The following is a 26,054-nucleotide window of genomic DNA, read 5'->3' as shown; positions in this document are numbered from 1 at the left end:
GGGTTCAGTGGAGTTGGTGGACCACCGCGTGGCCCTTGCCGCGGCCGATCATCCACTTGTTGACGGGTGTGGTGAGGACGAACGCGACGGCCAGCGCGATCGCCAGCACCCACCAGAACAGCGGGTCGGTCAGCCCGGCGTCCATGGCGCCCGGCCACAGCACGATCACGCCGTTGTCGACCAGCTCCATCACGGCGATGGACAGTGTGTCCGCCGCCAGGGCCACCTTGAGCGCGGCCCCGAGGCTCAGGCCCGCCTTCAGCACGCCGCGCAGGGTGAGCGCGTAGCCGAAGAAGAAGGCCAGGACGATCGCCAGGATCAGTGTCGGAACGTTGCCCCAGCCGAACGCGGTGCCGATCACCATGCCGAGCACCTCGCCGATGGCGCAGCCGGTGAGGCAGTGCAGGGTGGCCTGGACGGCCATCGCCCAGCTGCCGGCGGCGACCGCCTGCTGATGGTGATCGTGTGCCGTGTGTGCGTCGTGCTGCATCACTGCCCCCAATGTCAGGTCACGGTTCCTGCACCGAGCAAGAACCGTATACCCCCCTGGGGTATTCCGTAACGGGCTGGGAATCGCGAAGTTTCTTCAGTCGCTCCACGTCCGCCGCGTGCCCTTCCTTCCCGCCGGGCGTCTCGATGATCAGCGGTACGCCCTCGGTGGCCCGGTGCGTCATCAGCGCCCGGAACGGGTCCTCACCGATGTGACCCGCGCCGATGTTCTCGTGCCTGTCCTTGTGGGCGCCGACGACGTCCTTGGAGTCATTGGCGTGGATCAGCTTCAGCCGGCCCTCGCCGACGGTGTCCACCAGCAGGTCCAGGGTCTGGTGCATACCGGACGGGCCGGTCAGGTCGTGGCCGGCGGCGAAGATGTGGCAGGTGTCCAGGCACACGCCCAGCTTCGGGTGGGCGTCCAGCGCCTCGAAGTACGGCCCGAAGTCCCAGGTCCGGGAGCAGAGCGAGAAGCCCTGGCCCGCCGTCGACTCCAGCAGCAGGAACGGGTCGTCGTCGTGGGTCAGCTCGTCCAGCAGCGGCAGCATGTGCTCCCGCACCTGCTTCAGGGCCACCGAGCGGTCCCGGCCGCCGGTCGCGCTGCCCGTGTGCACGACCACGCCCAGCGCGCCGATCTCCCGCCCGCGCCGCAGCGAGTGCCGCAGCGACTCCACCGACTTCTCGACGGTCGCCTCCGTGTGCGAGCCGAAGTTGATCAGATACGGCGCGTGCACATACGCCGGGATCGACTCGGCCTCGCACACCGCACGGAACTCCGCGTCCTGCCGGGGGTTCCCGGCCGGGGTGGCCCAGCCGCGCGGGTTGGCGACGAAGACCTGGACGCTCTCGGCCCCGAGCTCGCGGGCGTAGCCGATCCCGACGGAGTGAAGACCACCGGCGACGGGGACGTGGCCGCCGACGGGGTTGCGGGAGGGGCCCGTGAGGGCGGTTCCGGACTGCTGACTTCTCACCCGCTCAGGGTGTCATGCGGTCCGGACCGCCCGGCTACCGGATGGTGATCGTGATCGTCGAGCCCTTGGGTGCCGTCTCGCCGCCGTCGACCGACTGCTTCTTGACCGTGTCGCCGAACAGGCCGAGCAGACCGCGGTCCTCGTCGACCTCGAAGCCGGCCGCCTTCAGCTCCGCCGTCGCGTCGTCGACGTTGTCGCCGACCACGTCCGGGACCTCGATCATCTCGGGGCCCTTGGACAGCGTGAGCGTCACGGTGTCGCCCTCGGCGGCCTGCTTGCCCTCCGCCGGCGACTGCTGCGCGACCTGGCCCGCGTCGAACTCGGAGTTGACCCGCGCGGAGGCGATCTTCACCTTCAGGCCGGCCTCCTCAAGGTCGGCCCTGGCGTCGGCCGGGTCCTCGCCGGTGACGTCCGGGACGTCCACCGGGCTGCCCTTGCTGACGATCAGCGTGATCGCGGAGCCGGAGCGGACCTCGGTGCCGGTCCCGGGGTCCGCCGACAGCACGGAGCCCCTGGTGACGTCGTCGTCGAACTCCCGCTTCACCATGCCCGGTTGCAGGCCGCTCTCCTTGAGCTCGGTCCTCGCCTTGGCCAGCGGATAGCCCTCGATGTCGGGCACCTTCACCGTCTCCGGGCCCTGAGAGATGACCAGCTTCACGGAGTCGTTGTGCCGTATGCGGGCGCCCGTGCCCGGGTCCGTGCTGATGACGGTGCCGCGCTTGACGGTGTCGCTGTAGGCGCGCTCCACCTTGCCGACGTCGAGCCCGGCGTCCTCCAGCCGGTCCCGGGCCTGCGCCTCCGTCTTCGACAGCAGCGGCGGGACCTGGGTGAACTGGCCGGAGTTGATGTACCAGATACCCACGCCGAGGCCGAGGACCAGCAGCACGGCGGCGACGATCATCATCGGGCCGCGCGGCCGGCGCGAGGTACGCGGCCGGTGCGAGGGCGGCGGAGGCGGCGGGCTCTCCAGCCGGCTCGTCCGGTTGAAGTCGGCCTGCGGCTCGTCGCCGTTCACCGGCAGCGGGCGCTGGATGTTCAGCGAGCGCGGGATGACGCTCGTACGGTCGTCGGAGTTGCTGTGCTCCGCCGACAGCGCCTGCGGCGGCATCGCGTCCAACTGGTCCGCGCTCAGCCCGGCGCGCGTCTCACGGGCCTGCGCGAGCAGCGCCACGGCGTCGTACGGCCGGATCTGCGGGGAGCGCGCGGTGGCCGACGCGACCAGCTCGTCGAGCTCGTACGCCAGCCCCGGGACGACCGCCGACGGCGGCGGGACGTCCTCGTGCAGGTGCTTGTAGAGCACCACGGCGGGGGAGTCCCCGTCGTGCGGCTTCTCGCCGGTGAGCATCTCGTACAGGACGACACCGCACGCGTACACGTCGACCCGGGCGTCCGCGGTGCCGGGCTGCTCTATCTGCTCGGGCGCGAGATAGGAGACGGTGCCGAGCACGGCGCCGGTGGTGCTGGTCACGGTGTCCACGGACCGCACGAGGCCGAAGTCGGCGACCTTGACCCGCCCGTCGTCCCCTATCAACACGTTCTCGGGCTTCATGTCCCGGTGCACGAACCCGGCGCGGTGCGCGGCCCCGAGCGCGGCGAGCACCGGCTCCAGGATGTCGAGCGCGGCCCGGGGCTGGAGCGCCCCGCGGTCACGCAGGACGTCGCGCAGGGTGCAGCCCGCGACGTACTCCATGGCGAGATAGACGTACGACCCGTCGGTGCCCTGGTCGAAGACCTGCACCACATTGGGGTGCGCGAGCCGGGCGACGGACTTCGCCTCCCGGATGAACCGCTCGACGAACGCCCCGTCGACCGCCAGCGCGGGGTGCATCACCTTGAGCGCGAGCACGCGGTCCAGGCGGGTGTCCAGGGCCCGGTAGACCGTGGCCATCCCGCCGACCGCGATCCGCGCGTCCACGCGATACCGGCCGTCGAGCACCTGCCCGACCAATGGGTCCTGAAGGGTCGTATCCACGCAGGTGAGTGTACGAGCCGACACCGACAGCCCCGCCCGTTCGGGCGAGATCGGGGCGGGACTGCAGCTGAGCTGTGACGGATGCCTCACCGGCCGAAGGGCTTCGTCGAACGGACGTTCAGAACGCGGGGCGCTCCGGGTCCAGCCGCGCCATGCCCTCGACCGGCGACGACGCCTCGGCGAAGTGCCGCCTCGGGATCCGTCCCGCGAGCCGTGCCAGCCGCCCCGCCTCCACCGCGTGCCGCATCGCGTCGGCCATCAGCACCGGCTCCTGCGCCCGCGTCACCGCCGAGGCGAGCATCACGCCCGCGCACCCCAGCTCCATCGCGAGCGCCGCGTCCGACGCCGTACCGGCACCCGCGTCCAGGATCACCGGCACGTGCGCGTGCTCGACGATCAGCTGGAAGTTGTGCGGGTTGCGGATGCCGAGCCCCGACCCGATCGGGGAGCCCAGCGGCATGATCGCGGCGCAGCCGGCGTCCTGGAGCTTCCGTGCCAGCACCGGGTCGTCGTTCGTGTACGGCAGCACCGTGAAACCGTCGTCCACCAGCGTCTCCGCCGCGTCCAGCAGCTCGATCGGGTCCGGCAGCAGCGTCCGCTCGTCGGCGATGACCTCCAGCTTGATCAGATCCGTGCCGAGCGCCTCGCGCGCGAGGCGGGCCGTCAGCACGGCCTCTCCGGCGGTGAAGCACCCCGCCGTGTTCGGCAGCACCCGGATCCCGAGCCTCTCCAGCACGGACAGCACCGAGCCGTGCACCGAGGCGTCGACCCGGCGCATCGCGACGGTCGTCAGCTCCGTCCCGGACGCCACGAGAGCCCGCTCCAGGACGTCCAGGCTGGGCGCGCCACCGGTGCCCATGATCAGGCGGGACGTGAAGGACGTACCGCCGATGACAAAGGGATCGTCGGCCATGGTTCAGCCTCCTTGGACGGCGGTGAGGACCTCGACGCGGTCGCCCTCGGAGAGGGACGTCGACGGCCACTGCGCGCGCGGGACGACGGTTTCGTTGAGGGCGGCGGCCACTCCGGAGGGCGCCGTGGTGACGGACGAGACGAGCGTGTCGAGAGCCGTGCCCGGCTCGATGTGCCGGCGCTCGCCGTTGACCGAGATGCTGACCTGGACGCTCATGCGGGCTGCTCCGTGAGTGCGGCGGGACTGAAGCGCCTCGGCGTGAACGCGCGGGCTTCCTCGGGCAGTTCACCGGTGGCCAGGACGTGCGCCATGGCGTCCCCGGTGACGGGCGTGAGCAGCACGCCGTTGCGGTAGTGCCCGGTGGCCAGCGACAGCCCGGCCAGCTCGGTCGGGCCGAGCAGCGGAGCGTTGTCGGGGGAGCCGGGGCGCAGTCCCGCCCGCGTCTCGGTGAGCGGCAGTTCGGTGATGCCCGGCACCAGCTCGTGGGCGTCGCGCAGCAGCTCGTAGACGCCGCCCGCGGTCACCGTCGTGTCCCAGCCCAGCTCCTCGCTCGTCGCGCCCACGACCAGCTCGCCGTTCTCGCGCGGCACCAGGTACACCTGGCTGCCGCGCACCACGGCCCGCACGGTCCGGCTCAGGAACGGCGCGTACCGCTGCGGCACGGTCAGCCGCAGCACCTGCCCCTTCACCGGCCGCACGGGCGGCAGTACGGCGTCGGGGACGCCCGCGAGCCGCCCGCTGAGGCTGCCGGCCGCGAGGACCACCTGGTCCGCGGTCAGAGCGGTGCCGTCCGTCGTGGTGACCCCGGTGGCGCGATCCCGTACGACGTCGACGCGCTCGGCCCAGGCACGGTGGAATACCACGCCGGCCCGCTCGCACGCGGTGAGCAGCGCCCCGGTGAGCCGCCGCGGGTCGATCTGGTGGTCGCCGTCCACCCGCAGCCCGCCGCGCACGCCCGGCGCGAGCATCGGCTCCAGGCGCCGGCACTCGCGCCCGGACAACCACTCGGAGTCCAGCCCCGACTGGCGCTGCAAGGCGTGCAGTTCGCGCAGATGGGCGCGGTCGTCGGCGTCCAGCGCGACGGCGAGGGTGCCGCAGCGGCGGTAGCCGAGGTCGTGGCCGGTGACGTCGGTGAGCTCGGCCGCGAAGTCCGGGTAGCGGCGGGCCGAGGCGAGGTTCAGGCCGAGCAGGGTCTGCTCGCCGTAGTGCAGTTCCGTGACGGCGGCCAGCATTCCCGCGGCCACCTGGGCGGCCCCGCCGCCCGGCTCGGGGTCCACCACCGCCGTGGTGAACCCGCGTTGCGCGGCCCGCCACGCCGTGACCAGGCCGATGATTCCGCCCCCGATGACGAGGACGTCTGACGTTCGTGTACGCGACATGGGCGTCCAGCCCCTCCCTTCGCCGGCATGACCCGGATCAGGTTCGTACGGTCGGAGGCCGCCAGCCTCCCTCTCAGCCCGGTGCGTCCGGGCTCCCGCGAGTGCTCTACGTTGGCCACCCTAGCCCGCCTCGTTAAGTCTCAGTAAGGGAGCCTCACCCCATGGCCCGCTCGCTCGACGGTCTCGTCCTGGCGCCCGTCGCCGACCAAGCGCCAGGTCAGGTGGGTACCCGCACCCGGTTCGCGTACCACGAGAAGGACGGCGAGATCTGGGCCGAGTACGCCGGCGGGGACGTCGTGCGCGGGCACCTGGTGGGCACCCGGGACGGCGACCGGCTGGACTTCCGGTACGTGCAGCTGAAGCGGGACGGGTCGACGTCCTCGGGGCACTGCGTGTCGACCGTGGCCGAGCTCGCCGACGGGCGGGTGCGGCTGGAGGAGACCTGGGAGTGGGAGTCGCAGACCGGCAGCGGCACCAGCGTTGTGGAGCAGGTCCCGGACGAGGTTGTGGAGCAGGTCACTGAGCACGACTCCTGACTGACAAATTGTCAGTTGTCTATGGTGATCAGGTGAGCGAGCAGACGACGCAGTCGCAGCGGTCAGTGGTCGTCGCCGGCGCCGGCATGGCCGGTGTGCAGACGGCGGTGGCCCTGCGCGAACAGGGCTTCACCGGAACCGTCACACTGATCGGCGCCGAGCCCCACCAACCGTACGACCGGCCGCCCCTGTCCAAGGCGGTGCTGCTCGGCAAGGCCGAGGGCTCCGCGTTCGACGTCGACTTCGAGTCGCTCGGCATCGACCTGCGCCTGGGGCGCGAGGTGCTGGGCGTGCGCGTCGCCGACCGCGAACTGGACACCGAGGCCGGCCCCGTCCCGTACGACGTCCTGGTGCTGGCCACCGGCGCCGAACCGATCCGGCTGCCGGGCGTGGAGGGCGTGCCCGGCGTGCATCTGCTGCGCACCCTGGACGACGCCGAGCGGCTGCGCCCGGTGCTGGCCAGGCAGCACGACGTCGTGGTCGTCGGCGCGGGCTGGATCGGCGCGGAGTTCGCGACGGCCGCGCGCGAGGCGGGCTGCGCGGTGACGGTCGTGGAGGCCGCCGACCGGCCGCTGGCGGGGGCACTGCCCGCGGAGGTGGCCGCGCCGATGGCCGCCTGGTACGCGGACAGCGGGGCGGTCCTGCGCACGAACACGCGCGTGGCAGGCGTCGAGCCCGGCGCGGTGATCCTCGACGACGGCTCACGGGTGCCCGCGGGCGCCGTCGTGGTCGGTATCGGGGCCCGGCCCGCCACGGCCTGGCTGGCCGGCTCGGGCATCGAGCTCGGCGCGCACGGCGAGGTCGTCGCCGACGACCGGCTGCGCACCTCGGTGCAGGACGTCTACGCGGTCGGCGACTGCGCGTCCTTCCCCTCCGGGCGCTACGGCGAGCGGCTGCTGGTCCACCACTGGGACAACGCCCTCCAGGGCCCGCGCACGGTCGCCGCCGACATCCTCGGCCAGACGCCCGCGGTCTACGACCCGGTGCCCTACTTCTGGTCCGAGCAGTTCGGCCGCTTCGTCCAGTACGCCGGCCACCACGCCGCCGCCGACACGACGCTGTGGCGCGGCGACCCGTCGGGCCCGGCGTGGTCGGTGTGCTGGCTGCGGGACGACCGCCTCGTCGCCCTGTTGGCGGTGGGCCGGCCGAGGGATCTCGCGCAGGGGCGGCGACTGATCGAAGCGGGCACGCTGATGAACACGGAGCTGATGACGGACCCGGCACGCCCTCTGAAGGCCGCCGCGGCGTAGCGCGGCGGGGCGACGCCCGTCCCGGGTGGACCGGCCTGACTTCCGACTGTCAGTGGCAGATGGCAGGCTTGTTCCGTGACCGAGATTGACGCAAAGACTGATGCTCTCGTCCCCGCCTGGCTCAACCTGCCCGACATCGCCGAACAGCTCGGCGTCGAGGTGACGCGCGTCCGGCAGCTGGTCAAGGAGGGCCAGCTCATCGCCGTACGCCGTGGTGAGAACCGCGCGCTGCACGTCCCCGCCGCCTTTATCGACGGAGACAAGGTCGTCAAGGGCCTGTCCGGGACCCTGACGCTCCTGCGGGACGACGGCTTCACGGACGAAGAGATGCTGGAGTGGCTTTTCACGCCCGACGAGAGCCTGCCGGGCACCCCCGCGCAGGCCCTCAGTGAGAACCGCGGCACGGAGGTGAAGCGGCGCGCCCAGGCGCTCGCCGTCTGATCCGAAGCACGCCACACGCGCGAAGGGCGCGAATCCGAATACCGTCCGGCGTACCGGCCGGGGCCCAGGGCCGCGGTCGCGGGTGACTGCGGCCGCGTCCGGGGCTTCGGCCCGACTGCGACCGTGCGGGGCGTGCGGCGGGCAGCACCCGCCGCACGCACCCGCCGCGCCTCCGGGGTCTCCGGTCGGGTCGGCACGGCATCCGTGGCGGATCCCCCGAGGGCCGGGTCCGCCGCCCCGTGGGCTCCGGCTACCGTGTGCCACCGTCCGGCAACAGCCCGACCTCGCCGTCCGGTCCCACCCGCTCGGCAACCCGATCACAGGGGGCACCGCATGTCCGACACCGTCACCGCCGGCAGCGTCCGCAGTCAGCTCGCCGACGCCCGGCTCTACCTCTGCACCGACGCCCGCAAGCGGCAGGGCGACCTCCCGGAGTTCCTGGACGCCGCCCTCGCCGGCGGCGTCGACATCGTGCAGCTGCGGGACAAGGGCATGGAGGCGGCCGAGGAACTGGAGCACCTGAAGGTCTTCGCCGACGCCTGCGCCCGGCACGGCAAGCTCCTCGCGGTCAACGACCGGGCCGACGTGGCCCACGCCGCCGGCGCCGACGTCCTGCACCTCGGCCAGGGCGACCTTCCGGTCCCCGCGGCCCGCGCGATCCTCGGGGACGATGTCCTGATCGGCCGCTCCACGCACGCCGACCAGGAGGCCGAGGCCGCCGCCGGTGAGGAGGGCGTGGACTACTTCTGCGCCGGCCCCTGCTGGCCCACCCCCACCAAGCCCGGCCGGCACGCACCCGGCCTCGACCTGGTCCGGCACACCGCCGCGCTCGGCACCGACCGCCCCTGGTTCGCCATCGGCGGCATCGACCTGGGCAACCTCGACCAGGTGCTGGAGGCGGGCGCCCGCCGTGTCGTCGTCGTACGGGCGATCACGGAGGCCGACGACCCGGCGGGCGCGGCAGCGGAGTTCGCCAAGCGGCTGCGGCAGGCGTAGACGGCCGATGGGGTGTGTCTCAGTCAGTGGGCACGCTGGCCGGTTCCCTGCGGGACGATCCCCGTATTCGGCCGTTGTTCGGCCCTTGTTTGTCCAAGGCGTGGACAACCACCAGACAATTCGGGCAAATGTCCGGCGTGCGGTTGGGGGACCGGTGCCCCCTGGCTAACCTGCGAGTATGGCCCTCGGCACCGCATCCATCAGATCGGACCACGCTCGTACCGTGCGCGAGATGCTCGCGACCGGCAAAACGACGTATTCCTTCGAGTTCTACGCGCCCAAGACCCCGAAGGGCGAGCGGAACCTGTGGAACGCGCTGCGCCGGGTCGAGGCCGTCGGACCCGACTTCGTCTCCGTGACCTACGGCGCGGGCGGTTCCACCCGCGCCGGCACCGTCAAGGCGACCGAGGCCATCGCCTCGGACACCACGCTCACCCCGATCGCCCACCTCACCGCCGTCGACCACTCGGTGGCCGACCTGCGCAACATCATCGGCCAGTACGCCGACGCCGGGATCCGCAACATGCTGGCGCTGCGCGGCGACCCGCCCGGCGACCCGCTGGGCGACTGGGTGTGCCACCCCCAGGGCCTCACCTACGCCGCCGAGCTCGTCGAGCTGATCAAGGCGTCCGGCGACTTCTGTGTGGGCGTCGCGGCGTTCCCGGCGATGCACCCGCGTTCCGTCGACTGGGATGCCGACGTACGTCACTTCGTCGACAAGTGCCGTGCGGGTGCGGACTATGCGATCACGCAAATGTTCTTCGAACCCGAGGATTACCTGCGGTTGCGCGACCGTGTCTCGGCCGCCGGCTGCGACACCCCGATCATCCCCGAGATCATGCCGATCGCCAGCGCGAAGACCCTGGAGCGGATCCCCTCGCTCACCAACGCCGGCTTCCCGGCCGCCCTGAAAGAGCGGATCCTCACAGCAAAGGACGATCCGGCGGCTGTACGCTCCATTGGCATCGAGTTCGCCACGGAGTTCTGCGCGCGGCTGTTGGCCGAGGGAGTGCCCGGACTGCACTTCATCACGCTCAACAACTCCACGGCGACACTGGAAATCTACGAGAACCTGGGCTTGCACCATCCCCCGCAGGCCTAGACCGGCCGTCCTGACATACGTCACACTGCGTAGGCGGCCACTGGGAGAGGGGCGTACATGGGCTGGACGGTCCTCTACATCGCGTTCGGCATCGTCGCGCTGTGGCTGCTCGGCGAGGTGCTGCTGCAGTACAAGGCGCGGCTGCGCTGGCGGCTGCTCGCGTTCGTCGGCTTCCTCGGCGTCGTCGTCGGGGTGCTGATCCCGTCGGTCGTCGTCATCGGTCTGGGCGCGGCCGCCTTCGCGATCGGCCAGACCTACGTCACGCTGTCGTTCCGCCGTGGCTTCTCGGCGGGCTGGGCGGTCTCCGCGCCGGCCCTCGGCCCCCTCGGCAACAAGCGCCGCCGCGACGAGCCGGAGCGTCAGGACCCGACCCTGGAGGTCTCCGACCTGGAGGCGTCCGAGGGCGGATTCGCGGGCCACGACGCCTACGGCCCGGACGGCGTCGGATACGGCGACGACTACGACCGCGACGACGTCTTCACGCCCACCCGCGGCGGGCAGCCCACGGCGGCGGAGTCGAGCGCCGTCTACGAACCGCAGCCCATGCCGGAGGACACCGGCTCGTACGGCATATACAGCGACGCCGCCTACGCCGCCGCGGGCCAGCAGAACTACGCCGCCGCCGGCCAGTCCCAGGACCAGTACGCCTCGGCCGACCAGAGCTACGGGTACGACGCCTACGCCGGCTACGACCAGCAGCAGTACGGCTACGACCCCAATGCCCAGCAGCAGTACGCCGCCTACTCCGACCCGTACGTCGGCAACCAGAACTACGACGGCGCCTCCTACGACGCCTACGGCCAGCAGCAGTACGGCCAGCAGGGCTACGGCCAGGACCAGTACGCGACCGGCACCTACGGCGAGACCCCGTCCAGCGGCGTCTGGGTCCCCCAGCAGCGCACCGACGAGGCCTACGGCGGCGAACTCCCGCCGGAGCAGCAGTACCCCTACCAGGGCAACGGTCAGCAGCAGGGCCAGGGGTACGACGAGCAGTACCGTTTCTGACGGTTCTCGCGGCCGGGGGTCACTGTGAGCCCTGGAAGTCCGGCCCCTCCACGATCAGTCCCGCCACCAGCGCGCCCGACATGCCGGCGTGCGGAAGTCCGCCCCCGGGGTGGGACCAGCCGCCGACGGTGAACAGGCCCGCCAGGCTCGTGCTGTTGGACGGGCGCAGGAAGCTCCCCTCCGCCGCGGCGAGCGCGGGTGCGGGTACGGCGCCTCCCTCGGCTCCGGTCTCCAGCCGGGTGTGCACCGGAGTGCGGACCTCGCGCCACAGGACGCGCTCACGCAGGCCGGGCAGGGCCCGTTCGGCGGCGGCGACCATCCGGTCGGCGAACGCGTCGGCCGCACCCGCCGCTTCCCAGTCGTACCGCGCCTGCGACGGCACCGTCGCCGTCAGCACCATGGACTCGTGGGTGTCGTCGAGGCGCAGGGCCGGGTCGTCCGGGCGGTCCATCACGACCGAGGGGAGTGCGGCGGGCTCGCCGCGCCCGAACGCCTCCAGCTCGGCCTGCCGGTCCGGGGTGTGCACCACCGTGCGGTGAGCGGCGTCCGCGTCACGTGCGCCGGACAGCGCAAGGCAGACCACGGCCCGGCCCGGGGACATGCCCTCGCGGGTGGGCCCGACCCCCTCCGACGCGTACAGCTCGCGGCCGTGCGCCAGCTCGCCCAGGCGCCACGGCCCGGTGCCGACGACCAGATCCGCCTCGGCCACCGACGGTCCCTCGGTACCGGCCAGTTCCAGCCCCGCCGCACGCCCGTCCTTCTCCAGGATCCCGGTGACCTCGACGCCGAAGTGGAATTCGACCTTTCTGGCCAGGCACCGCTCGTACACGGCCCGCGCCAACTCCCGCATGCCGCCGCGGACATACCAGGTCCCGAAGGCGTGCTCCATGTACGGCAGCACGGCCGCGTTGGCCGGAGCGGTGCCGGGATCCAGGCCGTACGCCAGCGCGTGGCTCTCCAGCAGGGCGATCAGCCGGGGGTCGCGCAGCTCCCAGGCGCCGACCTCGGCCAGCGTGCCCGCCCGGCGGGTGCGCAGGAGGCGCTTGTGCGGGACCGCGGGGTAGGGCTCGCGCTCCGCCAGCACCTGCCAGTTGGGCCACAGGGGCTCCTCGAGGAGCGGCCTGCGGGTGCGGTCCCAGGTCTCGCGGGCGCGGATCAGGAAGTCGCCCCAGCGGCCGCCCGCTCCGGCGCCCAGCGCCTCGTCGAGGGCGGTCACCACACCCGCGCGCGATGCGTTCGGCAGGGACACCTCGGTGCCGTCCGCGAAGACGTGCCGCGCGGACGGGTCGACCTGGACCAGCTCGACGCACGCCTCCAGCGGCTCCTTGCCGGTCTTGACGAACAGGTCGCGGTACACGGCGGGGACCGCGAGCAGCCCCGGGCCCGTGTCGAAGCCGAAGCCGTCCCGCTCGAAGCGGCGCACCGCTCCGCCGTACGTCTCCGTGCGCTCGTACACCGCCACCCGGTGGCCGGCGACGGCCAGTCGGGCGGCGGCCGCCATCGCGCCCATCCCCGCGCCGATCACCGCAATCCTCGCCATGCCAGGGACTCTATCGGCCGGCACTGACAACGGCTGACCGACCTGCACGAAGGCTCAGCCGGGCCGTTGCGTCACCGCCTGCGCGAGCCGCTTCTCCGCCCGCCGCTCGGCCCTTCGCCGCAGGAAGCGACGGATCCGGGAGACCAGGAAGTAGAGCAGGAAGATGCCGGCGAGCAGCAGGGCGCCCGCGACGGTGGCCGCCGCGACGGGGTGGAAGATCGCGAACGTGATGATCGCGGCGACCCCGAGGTCCTCGGCGAGGCTCACGATGACGTTGCTGAACGGCTCGGGCGAGGAGTTGACCGCCATCCGCGTCCCGGCCTTGACCAGGTGGCTGACCAACGCCGTGGAACCGCCGACCGCCCCCGCCGCCAGCTCCGGCACCGACCCGCTCTGCCCGGCGAGCAGCGCCGCGACGACCGCGCCCGACACCGGCCGGATCACGGTGTGCACCGAGTCCCACGCCGTGTCGACGTACGGGATCTTGTCGGCGACGGCCTCGATGAGGAACAGCACGCCGGCCGCTGTCAGGACGTCGGGCCGCTGCAGTGCCTCGGGCACCTCGTCGCTCAGCCCCGTCGCGCCGAATATGCCGAGCAGCAGGACGACGGCGTAGGCGTTGATTCCGCTGGCCCAGCCGCTTGTGAACACCAATGGGAGTACAGACACGGGGGCGATCGTAACCACTGGGCAACACCGGGTCTTGGGGATGAGCACGCAGCTCTGAGTACGCGTACCTAGCCGACGAGATGAGTACGCGCGCGGATGGGGCGCGACCTGCGTGAACGAGAGAGTGGAGACACGGAGAAGGGGATCGGCTCCGGCACCGACGACACGGGGCGCCGGAACGGAGCATCCCCGGATCCGCTCCTTCCGCCGGCCTGGTGTCGGCGGGAGTGAGACCGGGGGACCCGGGGGAACGACCGCACGGGGGTCCAGGGGGACACGGGGGGGAAACGGGGGGCGTACGGGGGAACGGGGGAGCACGAGAGGGCGCCGGTTCGAAGTGGCCCGCGGGGGACGCGGCCAATTCGAACCGGCGCTTTCGTGTGTGTGCTCCGGCCGGCCTCAGCGGTGGCCGCTCACCCGGCCCTGCAGCAGCCGGGACAGCGCCGCGTGCACATCGTCCAGGGAGCGCTCCGGCTGGAAGGACTTCCAGTCCAGCGCGGCCACCAGGACCATGCCGACCAGGGCCGCGGCCGTCAGCGGTACATCGATCTCGTCGCTGAACTCGCCGCTCTCCACGCCTTCGCGCAGCACGCCCTCGACTACCGCCACGGCCTGCTGACGTACCACCATCAGCGTGGACTGCCAGGCCCGGTTCGTCCGCCACAGCTCGGCGACGTACAGCTGTGTGAAGGACGGGTACCGGTCGATGAAGACCAGCCCCGCGCGGACCATCGCGTCCAGGGCGTCCACCTTGCCGCCGCCCTCCCGCGCGGTCCGCTCGGCGGCCTCGCGCAGCGAGGCCGTCAGGAGGCCCACTCCGTGCCGCAGCAGCTCCTCGAAGAGGACCGACTTGCTGGCGAAGTTGTAGTAGACCGTGCCCTTCGCCACCCCGGCCCGCTCGGCGATCTCGTCGACGGTGGTGGCGGAGAAGCCCTGCTCGGCGATGAGCGTGACGGCCGCTTCGTAGAGCTTCTGCCGGGTGGCCTCACGGCGCGTGCTGCCGCCCGACGCGGCGCTGCTGCTTTCCATGTGGCTGATTGTCCCGCGCGCGCTCACAGGCTCAGCTCCGGGTGCAGCCGGTCGAGCGTCCACACCTGGCGGCGCCGGGCCGACAGCGCGGTCAGCGCCAGGGCGCCCGCGGTGAAGGCGACGAGCACCACGCACGCGTGCCACACCGGTCCCAGACCGCCGCCCGTGATGAGCCTCCTGAGGGCCTCCACGACGTAGCTCATCGGGAGGAAGGGATGGAGCGCGTTGAAGAAGCCCGGACTGGTCTGTACGGGATACGTGCCGCCCGCCGACGTCAACTGGAGCATCAGGAGGGCCAGGACGAGGATCCGGCCGGCCGCCCCGAAGCGTGCGTTCAGCCACTGCACGATCGCCGCGAAGCACGCCGTCACCAGGAACAGGAAGCCCACCGTGCCCGCCGCGCGCGCCATCTGGAGCCCGACGGCCCAGTGCAGCACCGACATCAGGGCCACCGTCTGGAGCACCCCGATCGCCACCACGGGCAGCCATCCGGCCAGCGCGATCCGCCACGCGGGGGCGCCCGCGGCGAGCGCGCGCCGGTTCATCGGGGCGATCAGCATGTACGCCACCATCGCGCCCACCCACAGGGACAGCGGGATGAAGTACGGGGCGAACCCGGTGCCGTAGTTGGGCGCCTTGTGCAGGTCCCGGGAGAGCAGCTGGACCGGGTCGGCCATGACCTCGGTGCGCTGGTCGCGGTCCTTCTTGTCGTAGTCGGGGATCTGCTTGGCGCCGTCGTGCAGTCCGTCCGAGAGCTTCCCGGAGCCGTCGACGAGCTTGTAGATGCCGCCGTTCAGGTCGTGGGCGCCGGTCTTCAACTCGCCCACACCGGTGTCCAGATCGGCCGCGCCGCCCTTGGCGTCGCCGAGCCCGGAGTGCAGCTTCTTGGCGCCCGCGGCGACCTTCGCGGCGCCCTGATTGAGCTTGTTGATCCGCCCGACGGCGTCGTCGAGGTCCTCGGAGAGGCGGGGCGCGCGGTCGGCGAGACCCTGGGCCTGCTTCTGAAGGGTGGCGAGGTGCTTGTCGAGCTTCTTCAGGTCGCCGTCCTGGTCGGCGATCAGCGTGTTGAGGTCGTCGGCGATCAGCGCCACGTCGGCCGCGGACTGCTTGGCCTTCTTCAGGTCGGAGCAGGCCGGGTCGGGCAGTACGGCGTCCTCGCAGCGCGCCTTGTAGATGAGATCCAGCGCGTCGGAGGCCGTGTGGGCGCCCTTGGCGGCGGCCGGGGCGCGCTCGACCAGGTCGTCGAGGTTGTTGCGGATCGCGCCCGAGGAGTCGGCGACCAGCTTGGCCGTGTCGCCGATGGCCTTCTCGTTGTCCTTCAGGAACGGGCCGATCTTCTTGTCGATGCCGTTGACCTTGTCGGCCAGCGTCTGCGTGCCCTCGGAGACCCGCCGGGAGCCGTCCTCCAGGTCGCCCGCGCCCTTGTTGAGCTTCTTCAGGCCGGTGGACAGCTTGCCGCTGCCGTCCTTGGCGTCCTTCAGGCCGTCGGCGAGGTCCTTGGAGCCTTTCTCCGCCTTGCCGATGCCGCCTTCGAGCCGGTCGGCGCCGTTCGCCGCGTCGACCGTGGCCCCGTGGATGTCGGAGAACGACACGAAGATCCGGTCCAGGAACGACCGCGACGCCTTCGTGGAAGCCGCCTCGCGCACCTCGCTGAAGACCGTCCGCGAGATCTGCCCGACGATGTAGTTGTTCGCGTCGTTCGTACGGACCTGAAGGGCGCCCGTCTCCGGCGCGTCGCCCGCGCTGGAGGCGATCCGCTCACTGAAGTCGGACGGCATGGTCAGCGACAGGTAGTAAGTGCCGTCCTCCACGCCCTTCTCGGCCTCGGCCGAGCTCACCTCGCGCCAGTCGAAGACGTCGCTCTCGCGCAGGCCCTTGGTGATGTCGTCGCCGGCCGTCAGCTTCCTCTCGCCGACGGCCGCCCCCTTGTCGTCGTTCACGAGCGCCACCGGGATCTTGTCGAGACGGCCGTACGGGTCCCAGAACGACCACAGGTACAGGGCTCCGTACAGCAGGGGCAGCACCAGCAGCGCGACCAGGGCGGCGCGCGGCAGCTTCCCCCGGCCGAAGCGCCTCAGCTCAAGCGCGGCCAGCCTCGGCGAGCGCATCGGCGGCCTCCTTTCCGTCGGATTCCTGCACGTCTTCCTGCGCGTCCCGGGAGGCCGGTGCCTCGTCCGTCGCGTCGGTGGGCTCGGTCGGTGCGGTCGGTGCGGTCGGTGCGGTCGGTGCGGTCGGGTCGCCGGGCTCGGCGGGCTCGGTCGGCCCGGTGGAGACCACGACCGTGCCTGCGGGGGCCTCGCTGCACACCGCGACGACCGTGGTCCCGTTCTCGGCGACGGACCTCAACAGCGCCCAGATCTCGGCCCGTTCGGCGTCCGAGAGCTTCAGGTCGGTGTCGTCGACGCCGAGCAGCTGCGGACGCCCGATCAGGGCGAGCGCCAGCGACAGCCGCAGCGCCTCCGGACGCTCCAGATCCCGTACGGCCGTACGGGAGCCCTTGGGCAGCGACGCCAGGTCGAGGCCGGCCGCCTTGAGCGCGGCGTCGATCCGGAGCCGCTCCTCCGACTTCCGCTCGGCACGCGGGCGCAGCAGCCCGCGCAGCGAGTCCCCGAACCGCCGCTGGAGCAGCGCGCGTTCGTGGAGGTGCTCGGCGACGGTCAGGGCCGGCTCCAGGTCGGTCACACCCGGAACGTGGGCCACGGCACTGACGCGCCGCACCGCCGCCATGCGCTTGGGCAGCGCCGAACCGCCCACGGTCGCGGTCCCCTCCGTGGACTTCATCCGCCCGGTGAGCGCGAGCAACAGGCACGTACGGCCGGTGCCCGACGGCCCCTCGATCGTGATCAGCGAGCCGGGCTCCGCCTCGAACGAGACCCCGCGGAACGCCCATCCGCGGGGCCCTTCGAGCCCGAGCCCCAGGGCCGTGACGCCGACTCCGGCGACGGTTCCCCCCATCCCTGCCCCCTCGATTTGAACTGACTGGTCAGTGCAAAAGTTAGTCCGAACTTGCGATCGAAGCAAAACCGCAGGTCAGAACGGATTGTCAGTGCCATACCTCACGATGGGCACATACGGCATCCCGTATCGGGCATGCCGTCACACAGACGACAGGAGGTTCGTCATGGCCAGCTACCACGCAGCCGCCGCCCGTCGGCGCCGCGCCACCGGCCCTGCCCCCTCACTGACCGGCCCGGCGAGCGACGTGCATCCCGTGCTCCGCCGGGCCACGGCCCCGCCCGCCGCCCTCGACCTGCTCGCCCAGGCCCGTGCCGGACTGGACGAGGCCGCCGTTCTGGAGACACCCAACGAGAGGTACGCGACCGCGCACCTCGCCGCCCTGCGCACCGCTGCCGCCGTGCTGGCCGCGCGCGGGCGCCCGGAGCCCACATCCAGGCGCCGGGCCCGCATCCGGAGCGCCTGGGAAGTGCTCCCCGAGATCGTGCCCGAACTCACAGAGTGGAGCGCCCTGTTCGCCTCGGGCGCCCGGCGCCGCGCCCGGGCCGAGGCCGGCATCCAGGGCGCGGCCAGCCGCCGGGACGCCGACGACCTCATACGCGACGTGGCGATGTTCCTGCGCCTCGTCGAACGGATGCTGGTGCTCCAGCCGGTCCTGCCCCAGCCACGCACGGACGCGGAGGCCGGCCGGAAGGAGCCGGGCGGCACGCAGCGGGAGAGGGACGAGATGCCGGACGCGGGGTGAGGGGGGGGAACCGGCTGACGGGGTGAAGGCGGCCGGGAGTACGGGGTGACGGTGATCGGTGAGGGGGGCGGGAGTACGGGGTGAGGGGGGTCGGGTCGTGGCGGAGCGGGCGATCCGGCCGGCGGGGTGAGGGGGATCCGGGATCCTGCCCCGGTCGCCGCGCTGCCGCGGCAACTGTCCGCCGTGCGAGACGTACGGCGTCGCGCGCCACCGCGATGGCCGAGTGGGCTGTCGCAGGCAATAGGGTGGAGGACGCCTGAAGCCTTCCCGCCCGTGACCCGGCCGGGGGAGGCAGCCCGCTCGCCCCGCCGTGCAGACGGCGGTGCCCCGCCGAGGAGTCAATCGCCGTGTCGGACCCGATGCGCCCGCCCGTCTCCCACCAGCACCCTCAGACGGCGTCGCTGCGCTCCGACCCCCCTCGCCCCCGTGCCTCCCTGCGTACCGCCGTGGTCTGGGAGGTCCTCCAGGACGCCCTGGACCGCCGGGTGAAGGCCACGGGCCGCCAGGCGCTGGACGTCCTGGACACCGGCGGCGGCAGCGGCAACTTCGCCGTGCCCCTGGCCCGCCTCGGCCACCGCGTCACCGTGGTCGACCCCAGCCCGAACGCGCTCTTCGCCCTGGAGCGCCGCGCCGCCGAGGCCGAGGTCGCCGACCGGGTGAAGGGCGTGCAGGGAGACGCCCACGGCCTGTTCGACGTGGCCGAGCGCGGCGGGTACGACGTCGTGCTGTGCCACGGCGTCCTGGAGTACGTCGACGACCCCGCCGAGGGCATCCGCAACGCGGTGGCCGCCCTGCGCTCCGAGGGCGTCCTCAGCCTGCTCGCCGCCGGACTGGGCGGTGCCGTGCTGGCGCGCGCCCTCGCCGGGCACTTCAAGGAGGCCAAGCAGGCCCTTCAGGACCCGGACGGCCGCTGGGGCCAGGGCGACCCCATGCCGCGCCGTTTCACCGCCGAGCAGCTCACCGAGCTCGTCGAGGGAGCGGGGCTCAGGGTCGGTGCCGTGCACGGTGTGCGGGTCTTCGCCGACCTGGTTCCCGGCGTGCTCGTGGACACCGAGCCGGGGGCGCTGGAAGCGCTTCTGAAGCTGGAGGAGGCGGCGGCCGAGCTGTCCGCCTTCCACTCGGTGGCCACCCAGCTCCACGTGCTGGGCGAGACGGGGGAGACCTCCGGGACCTGAGCCGCCCACTGCGCCCGGACCCCCAGGGTGCGCCTTGATCAGGGACTTGGCTGCACATGGAGTACGCCACAGGCCCCCCGATCCAGCGCGCGGCGCCGTATGATCGAGGGAGACCGTTCCGGCATGACGGGTCGGCCGCTGGGGAATGAAGATCTCAGCGAGCCGGGACGTCCATGCCGGAGCCCGGTTGGCCAATTGGCGTAGAGGGGCGGGTTTCACGGGGGCGATTCCCTGCCTATCCTGAAGGGACCCCCCGGGTCGCCCCGGCGACTGCACGATGAGGAGGACTCCGTGCCGCTCTCGGAGCACGAGCAGCGAATGCTCGAGCAAATGGAGCGAGCGCTGTACGCCGAAGATCCCAAGTTCGCGACAGCGCTTGAGGGAAGCGGGCTGCGTACGTACACCCGGCGACGGGTCTACCAGGCGGTCGCGGGCTTCCTCGTAGGTATCGCGCTCCTCATGGCTGGAATGGTCGCCAAGCAGGTGTGGCTCAGCGTGGTGGGCTTCCTCGTCATGCTGGGCTGTGCGGTACTCGCGGTGACCGGCTGGCGCAAGGCCCCCAAGCCGGGCGAACAGCCCTCCGGCGGCCAGCAGGCCCGCCGTCAGCCACGTCAGAAGCGCTCCATGATGGACCGCATCGAACAGCGCTGGCAGCGCCGCCGTGACGAGCAGGGCGGCCATTAATTCGAAGAGCTCCCCGACAGCTCCACGACATACGTGAGGGGGGTGACCACCGACCGGTGGTCACCCCCCTCACGTATGCCCTGCGACGGCCCCAGCGGGCGAGGACGCGAGGCGGTCCGCCGGGCCCTCCAAGCCCGGCGAACCGCAACCTGGCGCTCCGGCGAACCGCAACCGCAACCTGGCACTCCGGCGAACCGCAACCGCAACCGCAACCTGGCGCCCCGGCGAACCGCAACCGCAGTCGCCACTACCCCTGTCGGCCGGACGTCGACGGCCTGCGCAGCGTCGGCCTGGCCGCTGCCGCGCGGCGCTTGACCGCGATCCACCAGTCCGACACCGCCCAGGCGACGCGCACGCTGGACCGGGGAAGCAGCAGGGCGCGCAGTTCGGCCGTCCAGGCCGCCCGGGACCGGAGGTCGGACCGCACCCGCCGGACGTCGTCCGCGAGACCCGCCGTCGCGTGGGGGACGGGGGCGTAGAGGACCTGCTCCACCGCGTCTGCCACTCGGTGCACCGAGGCCGCGGCCGGCGGGTCGAGGTGACCCAGCCGGACGATGCGGGCGGCCGTCCTGCGGGGAGTCTGGGAGTCGTCCGGCGGAATGCCGAAGTCCCAGGCCGTGTCCGTCAGTTCCTGCCACACCGACAGGGTGTGCAACGGGATGTCCGCCTCGGCGCGGCCGTGCGCACCCAGCCGTACCGATCTCGTCCTCAGTCGCCACAGCATCGGAGCCGACGGGATCAGCAGTGCCGCGGCACCGCCGAGCGCCCATGCCAGCAGGACGTACCACTTCGGGCCGTCACCGCCGACGGCCACCGCGGCCTCCGGCGACTCGCTCGCGCACAGCTCCGGGTTCTGCCCCGCGCAGCTCTCGCTGGTCGAGGGAGTGGCGGACGGGCCCGTGCTCGTCGACTGCGAGGGCCGCGCCACGTCCGGGAGCGTGGAGCCGGGCGTGTCCGCCTGGGTGTACGAGGGCACCGAGCCACGGGTCGGCGTCGGCTCGAAGCGGGTCCAGCCCACGCCCTCGAAGTACAGCTCGGGCCAGGCGTGCGCGTCCCTGAGCCCCACCGAGACGGAGCCGTCGCCCTGCGGGGTACCGGGCGCGAAGCCCACCGCGACCCGGGCCGGTATGTCCAGCGAGCGGGCCATCGCCGCCATCGCGAAGGAGAAGTGGACGCAGAAGCCTTCCTTGTCCCGCAGGAAGCGGGCGATGGCCTCGGGACCGCTGCCGACCTTCACGTCGGTGTCGTACTGGAAGCCGCCCGTGATGGAGAAGTACTCCTGGAGCTTGACCGCCTGCTCGTAGTGGCTGCTCGCGCCCTCGGTGACCTCGCGCGCGGTCCGGCCGACCACTCCGGGCAGCGAATCCGGCAGCTTGGTGAACTCGCGCTTCAGCGCGGCCGGCGGCTCCGGGGCCCCCGCGAGCTGGTCCGCCGTCGGCTGCACGTCGAGGCTGCGCACGGTGTACGTCGCCCCGCGCGTGGTCTGGCGGCGGTCGCCGACGACCGTCATGCCCAGCGGTTCGTACCGCCAGTTGCCGCTGATGTCCACGGCGCTCGGCGGGTACGGCATCGGCAGCCAGTTCTGGGCGTACCAGTCGGCCGCCGAGACGGTCGTCTCCACTTCGGCGCGCTTGACGTCGGCGCCCAGGCCGAACGGGGTGGGGAACTTGTCCGGCACCGCCTCGATGCTGCGCTTGGACGGCTGCCAGGTGGTGCCGTCGAAGTCGTCCAGCGACACTATCCGCAGGTAGAGGTTCGAGACGTCGGCCGAGTCGGTCTTCAGGGACAGGACCTCACGGTCCTCGTCCACGTTCAGGCTGTCGCGCAGTGACACCAGCGGGTTCACCGCGGATATCGTGCCGCCGTTCCCACTGCCGGAGCCGACGCCCGTGCCCGCGGCGTCCAGCAGGCCGCCGTTCATCGAGGGCAGCGCCAGCGGTACCGCGAGAGCGATGCCCAGCGCGACCACGCCGATGCGCCGGCCGGTGCGGACCGGCGCCACCGCGCCGCTCGGCTCCCCGCCCGGTGTCCGCGGCGCCCCGCCGAAGACCCGGCCCCACTGCGAGAGCCGGTCGCGGCCCTCGGCCAGGAGCAGCATCAGATAGCCCATGGCGGCGACCAGGAACCACAGCCAGTCCGCGCCGCCCTCGGACAGCCCGGCAGCCACGGAGTACAGCGCCAGCAGGGGCAGCCCGGCCGGCGCCGCACTGCGGAACGTCACCGCGAGGGTGTCCACCGCGAGCCCGATGATCAGAACGCCGCCGATGAGCATCAGCCGGATGCCGTCGGACAGCGGCGCCGGGATCGAGTACCGGCTGACGTCGTCCGCGCCGGACTGCAGCAGGTCCGCGAAGTGGGTGAAGGCCTCCGGCCCCGGGATCACTCCGACGATCGCCTGCTGATTGGCGAAGGTCAGGGTCAGCAGCATCAGCGCGACCAGGGCCTGCGCGGCCACCGTCACCGGCCGGGCCAGCGGCACCCGCCGGGTCGCCATGCCCACGCCCGTCTGGATCGCGAGCAGGAAGATCGCCTGGAGCAGCCAGGTGACCGGAGAGACCAGCGGCAGCAGGGCGCACGAGGCCATCAGCGTGGCCGCCGCGGCGCACAGCGCCATCCGTGTCCGCCCGCTCATGCCGCTCCCCCCTCGCCCAGCACGCCGCCGGTCGCCGCGGCGTCCGTGCGCGCTCGGTCCGCCTGGCGCCACAGGTCGTTCAGCGAGGCGCCCCGCGGCACGCTCAGGGCCGTCCAGCCCGCCTCCCGCAGCATCCGCAGCCGCTCCTCGCCCCTGTCCAACGCGCCGGGCACATCGGTGGGTTCCCGCCCCCAGGTCCCGCTGTCCAGCACGAACGCCACCGCGCCCCCGCTGCGCTGACGCATCTTGGCGGCCACCGTCGCCTGCTCCTCGTCCAGGTGGCCGAAGAAGGCGACCAGCAGCCCCTCGTTGCCGCCGCGCAGCACGTCGTAGGCCCGCGACAGACCCGTGCCGTCGGAGTGGTCGACCACCGCGAGGGTGTCCATCATCAGGCCCGCCGCGTCCGCCGACTCCTGGCTCGCGCCCGCGAACCCGTCGGCGCCCTCGCCGGGCACCGAGTTGCCGGTGTCGGTCAGCAGCCGGACGGAGAAGCCCCGCTCCAGCATGTGGACCAGCACGGACGCCGTGCCCGACACGGCCCACTCGAAGGCCGAGTCCGGGCCCGCGCCCTGGAAGGCCGGGCCACGGGTGTCCAGCAGCACGGTGCAGCGGGCGCGCTGCGGCTGCTCCTCGCGGCGCACCATCAGCTCGCCGTAGCGGGCGGTGGAGCGCCAGTGGACGCGGCGCAGGTCGTCGCCGTAGCGGTAACCGCGCGGGATCACGTCGTCCTCGCCGGCCAGCGCGAGTGAGCGGTGCCGGCCGTCGCCGTACCCCTTGGCCTCGCCGCTGAAGCGCACCGGCGGCAGCGGCTCCACGCGCGGGATGACGGTGAGGGTGTCGTACGTCGAGAAGGAGCGGGTCAGCTCGCACATCCCGAACGGGTCGCTCAGGCGGAGCTGCAACGGGCCCAGTGGATAGCGGCCTCGCAGGTCGGAGCGGACCCGGTAGGACACCTCGCGGCGGCCGCCCGGCTCGACCCGGTCCAGCACGAAGCGGGGACGCGGGCCGAGGACGTAGGGCACCCGGTCCTGGAGCATGAGCAGGCCGGTGGGCAGCCGGGAGACGTTGTCCATGCGCAGGTGCACCCGGGCCTCGCTGCCCGCGGGCACGCGCGCGGGGGAGAGCCTGCGGCTGCCCGAGACGCGGTAGCGGGTGCGGTACAGCACCGTCGCGCAGACCAGCGGGAGCACCGAGAGCAGCAGTCCGACGCGCAGCAGGTCGCTCTGGCCGAGGACGTAGGCGCAGACGGCGGCGGCGACACCGGCGGCCAGGAAGGAGCGTCCACGCGTGGTCAGACCGGCCAGTGCCGTGCGGATGCCGCCCTTCTCGTCGCGCTCCGCCTCGGCCTGGCCCGTACTGCCGGAGGTCATCCGAGCCTCCGCGGCGGCTGCTGGCCGTACGACGGAGTGCCGCGGCCCAGGCCACCGAAGCCGTGCTGCTGCTGTTGCTGCGCGGCGGGCACGGGGGTGCGCTGGAGGATCTCCTGGACGACCTGCTCGGACGTACGCCGGTTGAGCTGGGCCTGCGCGGTGGGCAGCAGGCGGTGGGCCAGGACGGCCACGGCGAGTGCCTGTACGTCGTCCGGCAGCGCGTACTCCCGGCCGCTGAGGGCCGCGGACGCCTTCGCGGCGCGCAGCAGGTGCAGCGTCGCGCGCGGGGAGGCGCCGAGTCTGAGGTCGGGGTGGTTGCGGGTGGCCGCGACCAGGTCGACCGCGTAACGGCGGACCGGGTCGGCGACGTGCACCCCGCGCACGGCGTCGATCAGCTTCACGATGTCGTGCGCGTGCGCCACCGGCTGCATGTCCTCCAGCGGCGAGACGCCGCCGTGGATGTCCAGCATCTGGAGCTCGGCCTCCACGCTGGGGTAGCCGACGGAGACGCGGGCCATGAAGCGGTCGCGCTGGGCCTCGGGCAGCGGGTAGGTGCCCTCCATCTCGACCGGGTTCTGCGTGGCCACCACCATGAAGGGGCTCGGCAGCTCGTAGGTCTGGCCGTCGATCGTGACCTGGCGCTCCTCCATGGACTCCAGGAGCGCGGACTGTGTCTTCGGCGACGCGCGGTTGATCTCGTCGCCGATCACGATCTGGGCGAAGATCGCGCCCGGCTTGAACTCGAAGTCCTTGCGCTGCTGATCCCAGATCGACACACCGGTGATGTCGGACGGCAGCAGATCCGGCGTGAACTGGATGCGGCGCACCGAACAGTCGATGGACCGCGCCAGCGTCTTGGCCAGCATGGTCTTGCCCACGCCGGGAACATCCTCGATCAGAAGATGTCCCTCGGCGAGCAGTACGGTCAGCGAAAGCCGTACGACCTCGGGCTTGCCCTCGATCACTCCCTCCACCGCGTCGCGGACTCGCTCCACAGTGGCGGTCAGATCAGTGAGGCTCGCTCGATCGTCATAGGTCGTCACCCGGCCCTCCTCGGCCCGTTCTTTCCGGGCCGACGCGATGCGCGGACCGGCCCACCCCTTGAACACGGACACCACGCGTGAAGTGTTCCGCGTGTTGCCACACCCGCATTCTTGCTGCCGTTACCGATTCGTGTCACTCGCCTGTGGACAACTGCCTGCGATATGTCGGGTCTTACGGCCTTTTGGGCACGCCCGAGCGCAAATTGACAGCGAACCGACAGGTGCCACGCATGGTCACGCGACTCCCGCGCGACGGTCACACGGCGTCCACCGCACGGCATCCGGGCCGACCGTCGCACGGAGCGCGCTCCGGCGGTTACGCGGGGTCGATCTCGCGCAGCAGCCCCGTCTTCACGTCGAAGACGAAGCCCCGCACCTCGTCGGTGTGCAGCAGGAACGGCGAGGTGCGCACACGCTGCATCGACTGCCGGACGTCCTGGTCGACGTCGCGGAACGCCTCCACCGCCCAGGCCGGACGCTGGCCCACCTCGAGCTCCAGCTCGTTGCGGAAGTCCTCGGTGATGCTCTCCAGACCGCACCCGGTGTGGTGGATCAGGACGATGCTGCGGGTGCCGAGCTTGCGCTGGCTGATGGTGAGCGAGCGGATCACGTCGTCCGTGACCACGCCGCCCGCGTTGCGGATGGTGTGACAGTCGCCGAGCTCCAGACCCAGCGCGGCATGCAGGTCGAGCCGGGCGTCCATGCAGGCCACGACTGCGACGTGCAGGACGGGGCGGGCGTCCATGCCCGGGTCGGTGAAGGCGTCGGCGTAGCGCTCGTTCGCGTCGACGAGACGGTCGGTGACCGTGCCGCGGCGGACTATCGCACTGTCGGGGCCGGTGGGAACCGATGCAGAAGTCGTCATACCCATGACGTTACTGGTCACGTCCAGAGCGGTCCTGTTGTGAGAGGGGACAAAGAACGTCATCGAGGCTTGTTGTGAGCTAACCCACAAGGGTGGTGTGAGTGCCCCCATACGAGCCTTTTTCCCGGCCGTACTACTTCCGTCGAACCCGAAGCGGCGACGCGCAGGCCGGTTGATTGACCGTGCCACACGGTGGACTAAAGTGACGCGAAGCGGGAGGCGTGACTCCCTGCTGGACTGTTTTTCCCGGAGACACCGGCGATTCTTCCGGAGATCTCCCCGCGTGCGCGGCG

At 72.1% G+C, this 26,054-nt stretch carries 24 protein-coding genes and 1 riboswitch; of the genes, 9 read left to right on the top strand and 15 right to left on the bottom strand.

The features are described from left to right. Positions 1–4: 4 nt before the first annotated feature. From PGH47_RS11545 to thiO, 6 genes are all read right to left on the bottom strand, one after another. The gene (locus PGH47_RS11545) at positions 5–490 is read right to left on the bottom strand and encodes a DUF4396 domain-containing protein (RefSeq protein ID WP_271663348.1); all 486 of its coding nucleotides are present in this window, start codon (positions 488–490) and stop codon (positions 5–7) included. Positions 491–509: 19 nt separating this feature from the next. Continuing rightward, entirely contained in the window at positions 510–1,460 is a 951-nt protein-coding gene (locus PGH47_RS11540) for a deoxyribonuclease IV (protein WP_271663347.1), read from the bottom strand. A gap of 34 nt (positions 1,461–1,494) precedes the next feature. After that, entirely contained in the window at positions 1,495–3,432 is a 1,938-nt protein-coding gene (gene pknB, locus PGH47_RS11535; RefSeq protein ID WP_271663346.1) for a Stk1 family PASTA domain-containing Ser/Thr kinase, read from the bottom strand. A gap of 118 nt (positions 3,433–3,550) precedes the next feature. Continuing rightward, entirely contained in the window at positions 3,551–4,345 is a 795-nt protein-coding gene (locus PGH47_RS11530; RefSeq protein WP_271663345.1) for a thiazole synthase, read from the bottom strand. A 3-nt stretch (positions 4,346–4,348) separates the two neighbouring features. Next, positions 4,349–4,561, bottom strand: coding sequence for a sulfur carrier protein ThiS (gene thiS / locus PGH47_RS11525; RefSeq protein ID WP_271663344.1), 213 nt, complete (start codon positions 4,559–4,561; stop codon positions 4,349–4,351). Further along, positions 4,558–5,724 (bottom strand): glycine oxidase ThiO, encoded by a 1,167-nt coding sequence (gene thiO, locus PGH47_RS11520; protein ID WP_271663343.1) that lies wholly within the window; start codon positions 5,722–5,724, stop codon positions 4,558–4,560. The genes thiS and thiO overlap by 4 nt, the downstream gene beginning before the upstream one ends. Beyond that, positions 5,722–5,833: riboswitch (TPP riboswitch) on the bottom strand. It overlaps the preceding gene by 3 nt. Positions 5,834–5,885: 52 nt before the next feature. On the opposite strand from thiO, the gene PGH47_RS11515 reads away from it, so the two are divergent. From PGH47_RS11515 to PGH47_RS11490, 6 genes are all read left to right on the top strand, one after another. Further along, on the top strand, positions 5,886–6,260 hold the full coding sequence (locus PGH47_RS11515) for a hypothetical protein (protein WP_271663342.1): 375 nt from the start codon (positions 5,886–5,888) through the stop codon (positions 6,258–6,260). A gap of 32 nt (positions 6,261–6,292) precedes the next feature. After that, complete coding sequence (locus PGH47_RS11510) at positions 6,293–7,510, top strand: NAD(P)/FAD-dependent oxidoreductase (RefSeq protein WP_271663341.1); 1,218 nt, start codon at positions 6,293–6,295, stop codon at positions 7,508–7,510. 75 nt (positions 7,511–7,585) lie between these two features. Beyond that, complete coding sequence (locus tag PGH47_RS11505) at positions 7,586–7,951, top strand: Rv2175c family DNA-binding protein (RefSeq protein WP_107907031.1); 366 nt, start codon at positions 7,586–7,588, stop codon at positions 7,949–7,951. A gap of 333 nt (positions 7,952–8,284) precedes the next feature. Beyond that, the gene (gene thiE / locus PGH47_RS11500; RefSeq protein ID WP_271663340.1) at positions 8,285–8,947 is read left to right on the top strand and encodes a thiamine phosphate synthase; all 663 of its coding nucleotides are present in this window, start codon (positions 8,285–8,287) and stop codon (positions 8,945–8,947) included. Positions 8,948–9,125: 178 nt separating this feature from the next. Continuing rightward, on the top strand, positions 9,126–10,049 hold the full coding sequence (metF, locus tag PGH47_RS11495) for a methylenetetrahydrofolate reductase [NAD(P)H] (protein ID WP_125526113.1): 924 nt from the start codon (positions 9,126–9,128) through the stop codon (positions 10,047–10,049). Positions 10,050–10,106: 57 nt separating this feature from the next. Further along, positions 10,107–11,054: an SCO2102 family sporulation regulator gene (locus tag PGH47_RS11490; protein WP_271663339.1), complete on the top strand. Its 948-nt coding sequence runs from the start codon at positions 10,107–10,109 to the stop codon at positions 11,052–11,054. Positions 11,055–11,073: 19 nt separating this feature from the next. Here PGH47_RS11490 and PGH47_RS11485 read toward each other — a convergent pair whose 3' ends face one another. From PGH47_RS11485 to PGH47_RS11465, 5 genes are all read right to left on the bottom strand, one after another. Beyond that, positions 11,074–12,594 carry a phytoene desaturase family protein gene (locus PGH47_RS11485; RefSeq protein ID WP_271663338.1) on the bottom strand — a complete coding sequence of 507 codons (1,521 nt, stop codon included), beginning with the start codon at positions 12,592–12,594 and terminating at the stop codon, positions 11,074–11,076. Between the two features lie 54 nt (positions 12,595–12,648). After that, entirely contained in the window at positions 12,649–13,263 is a 615-nt protein-coding gene (locus tag PGH47_RS11480) for a DUF4126 domain-containing protein (RefSeq protein WP_271663337.1), read from the bottom strand. Positions 13,264–13,662: 399 nt separating this feature from the next. Then, on the bottom strand, positions 13,663–14,292 hold the full coding sequence (locus PGH47_RS11475) for a TetR/AcrR family transcriptional regulator (RefSeq protein WP_093745706.1): 630 nt from the start codon (positions 14,290–14,292) through the stop codon (positions 13,663–13,665). Positions 14,293–14,315: 23 nt separating this feature from the next. After that, positions 14,316–16,400 (bottom strand): YhgE/Pip family protein, encoded by a 2,085-nt coding sequence (locus PGH47_RS11470; protein WP_271663336.1) that lies wholly within the window; start codon positions 16,398–16,400, stop codon positions 14,316–14,318. Then, on the bottom strand, positions 16,372–17,247 hold the full coding sequence (locus tag PGH47_RS11465; RefSeq protein ID WP_271663335.1) for an ATP-binding cassette domain-containing protein: 876 nt from the start codon (positions 17,245–17,247) through the stop codon (positions 16,372–16,374). Before PGH47_RS11465 ends, PGH47_RS11470 begins: the two co-directional genes overlap by 29 nt. A gap of 166 nt (positions 17,248–17,413) precedes the next feature. Here PGH47_RS11465 and PGH47_RS11460 point away from each other — a divergent pair, with 166 nt between their 5' ends. From PGH47_RS11460 to PGH47_RS11450, 3 genes are all read left to right on the top strand, one after another. Continuing rightward, a complete protein-coding gene (locus PGH47_RS11460) occupies positions 17,414–17,992 on the top strand; it encodes an SAV_6107 family HEPN domain-containing protein (protein ID WP_271663334.1) in 579 nt (192 codons plus the stop codon). A 347-nt stretch (positions 17,993–18,339) separates the two neighbouring features. Continuing rightward, positions 18,340–19,167 (top strand): class I SAM-dependent methyltransferase, encoded by an 828-nt coding sequence (locus PGH47_RS11455; protein ID WP_030956415.1) that lies wholly within the window; start codon positions 18,340–18,342, stop codon positions 19,165–19,167. A 291-nt stretch (positions 19,168–19,458) separates the two neighbouring features. After that, the gene (locus tag PGH47_RS11450; protein ID WP_030956416.1) at positions 19,459–19,851 is read left to right on the top strand and encodes a DUF3040 domain-containing protein; all 393 of its coding nucleotides are present in this window, start codon (positions 19,459–19,461) and stop codon (positions 19,849–19,851) included. 247 nt (positions 19,852–20,098) lie between these two features. On the opposite strand, the gene PGH47_RS11445 is transcribed toward PGH47_RS11450, so the two are convergent. The 4 genes from PGH47_RS11445 to PGH47_RS11430 all read right to left on the bottom strand — a co-directional run bounded on the left by PGH47_RS11445 (position 20,099) and on the right by PGH47_RS11430 (position 25,761). Beyond that, on the bottom strand, positions 20,099–22,483 hold the full coding sequence (locus PGH47_RS11445; protein ID WP_271663333.1) for a transglutaminase TgpA family protein: 2,385 nt from the start codon (positions 22,481–22,483) through the stop codon (positions 20,099–20,101). After that, entirely contained in the window at positions 22,480–23,853 is a 1,374-nt protein-coding gene (locus PGH47_RS11440) for a DUF58 domain-containing protein (protein ID WP_271663332.1), read from the bottom strand. Before PGH47_RS11440 ends, PGH47_RS11445 begins: the two co-directional genes overlap by 4 nt. Continuing rightward, positions 23,850–24,896 (bottom strand): AAA family ATPase, encoded by a 1,047-nt coding sequence (locus PGH47_RS11435; RefSeq protein WP_271663331.1) that lies wholly within the window; start codon positions 24,894–24,896, stop codon positions 23,850–23,852. The genes PGH47_RS11440 and PGH47_RS11435 overlap by 4 nt, the downstream gene beginning before the upstream one ends. Positions 24,897–25,212: 316 nt before the next feature. After that, positions 25,213–25,761 (bottom strand): beta-class carbonic anhydrase, encoded by a 549-nt coding sequence (locus PGH47_RS11430; RefSeq protein WP_030955286.1) that lies wholly within the window; start codon positions 25,759–25,761, stop codon positions 25,213–25,215. Positions 25,762–26,054 lie beyond the last annotated feature (293 nt).

Source organism: Streptomyces sp. HUAS 31, assembly GCF_028198125.1.
GTDB classification, from domain to species: Bacteria; Actinomycetota; Actinomycetes; order Streptomycetales; family Streptomycetaceae; genus Streptomyces; species Streptomyces chartreusis.
Note: the sequence above shows the minus strand (reverse complement) of the source record. Positions and strands in the feature narration are given on the sequence as shown.